The organism is Mesotoga infera (assembly GCA_011045915.1).
Lineage (GTDB): Bacteria > Thermotogota > Thermotogae > Petrotogales > Kosmotogaceae > Mesotoga > Mesotoga infera_D.
In genome coordinates this window covers 1-4939 of record DSBT01000202.1, presented here as the reverse complement: position 1 = coordinate 4939, position 4939 = coordinate 1, and the positions used below count along the sequence as shown (strand labels likewise).

Genomic DNA, 4939 nt, shown 5'->3' with positions numbered 1-4939 from the left:
GGTGCCAAGTTTAGGACAGGCGTAACCAAACCCACAGAGGTAGATACTGTTCCTTTCGGTTGCTACAAACGAGAGGTTTTCGACAGAATCGGCTATTTCAATGAGCAGCTTGTTAGGAATCAAGATATCGAACTGAATCTGAGACTGAAGCGTGCCGGAGGCAGAATCATTCTTTACCCGGACATAGAGTTTAATTATTACGCCAGGTCGACCTACGGGGATCTGTGGAGGAATAGCTTTGGAAATGGTTATTGGGTAATCGCAGGTTCTCGGTTCTCAAACATGCCATTTTCCTTAAGGCACATCGTTCCATTCCTTTTCGTCTCCTTCCTTCTTGTATTTGGTTTGATTTCCATATGGGTGCCTTTCGTGCGAATTCCCTATCTAGTTGTTATTACTCTATACATTTCGTTATTGCTAATAGCATCGTTAGGGATTTCACTGAGACCCGGAAAGTCAGCTCTTCTCTTGCCTGCGTTTGTTGGATTCATTGTTCTCCATATAGCGTACGGTCTAGGATCGTTGAAGGGGCTTTTGCAAAGGATATTCGCTAATGGATAGCGCAAAGGCACTATCCATTATATCGAAGATAGAGGAAGAGCGAGGCGATTCATGCGCAGAACTGCAAATAGATGAGATTCCCCTTTGGAATGTGGTGAGGACAAGCCTGTATTCTCACCTAACGGGGGATTTTAGCTCTCGGTACGCTAATTCGAAGAGTCTAAGAATGCTCTCAATGATGGCTTCGTCATTGTTGAATTTTAGGCTTCCCAAGGAAAACAAGATTCTGGCGATATCTGCGAACACAACCAGAAGAAAATTTGAAGGATCAGAGTTTGATATATACATCGACTGGATTGGAAAACTGACTCGGTATAGCTATTCGATTATCGAGATACCTAATGTCTCAGTCCCTAATCCAAGGAAGAACGTATTTACGAAGCAGAGAATATCAGGAATGAATCTTCTTACAAAGAGCCTAATCAAAGCAGGAGGTCACCAAAAACGTACTGATGCTGTTCTCAGCAAAATAAAAAACCTTATAGTAGGATTCTTGGATTCATCAGCAGCTGAGAGATTCACTGCAAGCATCCGCAAAGTGATACCAAGATATATCGCACTGGTTTCTTTGATGAAAGATCTTCTTGATTGGCTCACTCCGAAACTAATACTCGAGGTCTGTTCGTACAATCTTTCTTCAAGAGCGCTAACCTACGCGGCAAAGCTTCGTGAAATCCCAGTTGTGGAGATCCAGCACGGAATAATAAACAGATTTCACGCTGGATATATATATAAACATGGAGTAGTCAGAATCGACACGCCCGATGAGATGCTCGTGTATGGTGAGGCATTTAGAGAGGTTCTTATCAGTGAAAGCGTTCTTTACAGACCGGAAAACATACATGTGGTGGGCAATTATTATATCGAGTCAGTTAGGAACGCCCCAGCAATTCTTGAAGTGCAAGGCATCAAAGATGATTCAAAAGGTAGGCAAGTGGCTTTGATCACTACACAACCAATCTACGAAGCGAAAGCTTATGTCGAAGCCGTGGCTTCGCTGAGTAAAAGGGGTTATTTCGTAATAATTAAGCCGCACCCCAGTGAGCAGAAGGATAAGTACGCGACCCTTCGGAATAAGAATGTTATCGTATCCACATTCTCGGTTTTTGAATTGCTTAAGATAGCAGACATTCACTTGACCATCTCTTCAACATGTGCACTAGATGCTCTTCAGTACTCTGTACCAACCGTTGTTCTGAGATTCGAAGACCACCAGAAGCATCTTGAAGCTTTGAAGGGTTTTTCGGGTGTTGTTTTCCAGGAAAGGTCCGTTGGCGAAGCAATCGATAAGTGCACTAGCCAGAATCTGACTTTTGTTGATGACAGATTCATGGTCAATGATTCTGGAGCTAGATTGGTAAGCGTTTTGGACAAGCTACTTGAAGGGCATTTAGAGTAATGAGGTAATTGCGAAGGGGGACTTTGGAATTACCCATTCCTTTTCGGAGTTTGATGAACAAATAGGGGAGAATCTACTGTGAGAGTACTTATTGGACCTGGGATGGCTCCTGTGAACCAAGGCGGTCAGTTCGCCGGCGGGGCCGCGATGGCAACGTATGAGATAGCAAGATCGCTGTCGAAGTTAGGTCATGAAGTCTACTTGGCGACACTTCATGATTTCACTGGGAGTTCGGAGAAAGCTCTCCACATTTTGCCGAGAAAAAAACTGTGGGAACTATTCAAAGCCTCACCAAAGATAGTATGGAAGCTTCTTAAGAGTGAAAAGAATGCGGCGAAGTATTACGAACATCCTTCTTTGCTTGAAGAAGCCAGGTTTCTCGGTGTAAGACTCTACTGGAAAAAATTAATAGATCGAATCAAACCTGACATCATAAGCATACACGGCAACAATCTCGATCGCTTGCCAATGATTCTCTCGGCCGTGGAATCACGTATTCCCTTTGCCTTCACTTCCCATGGTATATCGGAAGAGGAGGAAGTTAGATATAATCTGAAAGTTTTTCTCAAAGACTTCTTCGGATTCCTTGACGTCAGCAAAATACCCATCATTTGTGTGAGTTCGGGGTTAAGAGACAGAATTGTAAGTGAAATAGGCTACAGCGAGAAATTATGTTCGGTGATTGGTAACGGGATTTCACATGAATTCCTAAATAGGGCGTCTGAAATTCGAGAAAGGAATCTCAGTGAGAAAGGCAGAACACAAAGCAATAGAATTAAGCTCATCACGGTGGGCAGCTTGATAAAGAGAAAGAATCATATCAAAGTGCTTGAAGCAATGAAACATCTCTCCGAAAACTACGAATATGTGATTGTTGGAGACGGACCTGAAAGCGATAATTTACATGATTTCGTGCACGCAAATGGACTGGCCAAGAGAATCCATTTCACGGGTAGACTGCTGGGAGACAAACTTATCGAAGCTTACAGCGAATGCGATTTATTTGTTCTAACATCCATCTCAGAAGCTTTCGGCCTCGTATTTCTTGAGGCGCTCGCTTGCGGACTTCCAGTTGTTACTATGAAAGATCTTGAAGGAGTTAGGGACATCTATCATCCAGATTGCTTTGAACTTGTCGAGAAATACGACTCGGTAGAACTAGCAGAAGCAATCGAGAAATCTGCAGAAAAGATGGGAAAAGAGCAAATGATGGAACACGTGAGGCAGTTTTCATGGGAGAGAGTTGGAACTCAATATGATAAAACTTTTACAGATCTTGCCGGTCACAATCATTGTTGAAGACTCGACGGCTTAGCAGCTTATTAACAGTCTTCGTTAGGAGTAATGATGTCATGAATAACTCATTGTTGTATTTCACGATCCTCAACGAAGAGTCGAAATCACTGGGATTTCTCAAGAAAGTCAGGTCTCAGTGTGTAGCATTCGAAAAGCTTGGTCATTCGGTATTTCTAGGAATCCTTAGAAATACCGAGTTTGTTATTTACAGAGTTGTCAAATCGGAATTTGAAAGAGAATCCTGTTTTCACTTTGGCAGAAGAATGGCATCTATTACGAATAGGGCAAGCATACTCAAGAGGATCAAGAATCAGCACGTTCTGTCGCAAATCATGCGCTTCACACAGGAATGGTGCAAGAAGAAGGAAATCGATGCAGTATACATCAGGAGATTTGCTCTTTCTCATTTAGTCATGAGGTTCTTAAGAACTCTCTCTAGGCAGTGCAAGATTATCTGGGAGTATCCCACCTACCCTTGGACAAGCGAATACAGGCTCTCCCACACTCTGCCTCGGAGTATTCTGGAGAGGAGTTTTGCATCAATTCTGGAGAGACACGTGGATCTTATTGTTGGAGTTTCAGGAGTAAGTGGTTTTGAAAGGCAGGGAGTGCTTCTGACTACTAACGGCGTTGGAGTCGATGAATTGACTGTTAGAAAGACTCCTTATCTGCACAGAACTGTAGAGCTTCTTGGGCTTGGTAAGATCACGAGCTATCATGGATACGATCGAATTATCAAGGGAATTGCTGACTACAAAGGTGAGTACAAAGTAATATTTAACATCGCCGGTGACGGAAATGAAATCGAGAACCTGCGTAAGTTGGTGCATAGCTTGAATGTCGATGAAAGTGTCAAGTTTCATGGTGTTGTTGATGGGAAGAGACTTGATGATTTGTTTGACAAGTCCCACATAGGCATTGGCTCGCTTGCCTTACAAAAGATTGGAGGACAGTATCCTTCGCCATTGAAACACAGAGAGTTCTGCGCGAGAGGCTTACCGTTTGTACACGCAACTGATGACCCCGATTTCACTGGCCTCGAACCATATGTGAAGAAAGTCGAGTATGGTGAAGACCCTATTGATATCGATGAACTGGTTACGATGGCGATAGAGATCTACAATGGACCGGATGACGGTAGAATAATCCTGAGGGACCACGCTGTGAAGGCACTAGATTGGGCTGTTAAGATGAAGCCTATTTCTGATTTCATTCTTGAAGCTTCTCATGATAGTGTGAAGAGAACTCGTAGTCGGCTTCTTTCAAAGCGTCTACGATCCTCATGAAGATAACTACACAAGAGATACTCGAACTCTATGGTTAGTCAGCGAGCGAATGAGAGCAGCAGATGAGTACCACAGAAGATTGAGAGCGGAGGAAACGTATTGTTTGATGGAACAAAGAGGAAATTGATGGAGAGGATTCTCTGGTGTCCAGAGTCTACTAGTCCGACCTATGATGATCCAGGGAAATTCCATTACGAGGAAGTGAAAATCGATTGGCCTGACGAGATAAAGAGACCTTTTGTAGGACTGACTCAAGACTGCAATGCTGTTACCTACTGGACAAAGTACGCGTCCTTTTTGGAGAAGAATGGATTTCCCTATTCCATTTATGAATATCGCAGATCTGACTGGATTGAGAGGGCTTCGAAATTCGATTTGATAATCTGGTCGCCAAAAG

Annotated in this window: 5 protein-coding genes; all 5 read left to right on the top strand. The window is 43.2% G+C overall.

Annotated elements, in window-relative coordinates:
• On the top strand, positions 1-561 hold a 561-nt coding region (locus tag ENN47_07345), incomplete at its 5' end, for a glycosyltransferase family 2 protein (protein ID HDP77982.1).
• On the top strand, positions 554-1960 hold the full coding sequence (locus ENN47_07340) for a hypothetical protein (GenBank protein HDP77981.1): 1407 nt from the start codon (positions 554-556) through the stop codon (positions 1958-1960). The genes ENN47_07345 and ENN47_07340, both read left to right, overlap by 8 nt.
• Before the next feature lie 78 nt (positions 1961-2038).
• Positions 2039-3259 (top strand): glycosyltransferase family 4 protein, encoded by a 1221-nt coding sequence (locus tag ENN47_07335; protein ID HDP77980.1) that lies wholly within the window; start codon positions 2039-2041, stop codon positions 3257-3259.
• Between the two features lie 53 nt (positions 3260-3312).
• On the top strand, positions 3313-4542 hold the full coding sequence (locus ENN47_07330) for a hypothetical protein (protein ID HDP77979.1): 1230 nt from the start codon (positions 3313-3315) through the stop codon (positions 4540-4542).
• 99 nt (positions 4543-4641) lie between these two features.
• Positions 4642-4939, top strand: a 298-nt coding sequence (locus ENN47_07325) for an ATP-dependent carboxylate-amine ligase (GenBank protein HDP77978.1), incomplete at its 3' end; no start/stop codon positions are given.

What these genes read in the sequence shown, in the direction of transcription:
- ENN47_07340 (HDP77981.1), top strand. Translation starts at nt 554, where the DNA reads ATGGATAGCGCAAAGGCACTATCCATTATATCGAAGATAGAGGAAGAG.
- ENN47_07330 (HDP77979.1), top strand. Translation starts at nt 3,313, where the DNA reads ATGAATAACTCATTGTTGTATTTCACGATCCTCAACGAAGAGTCGAAA.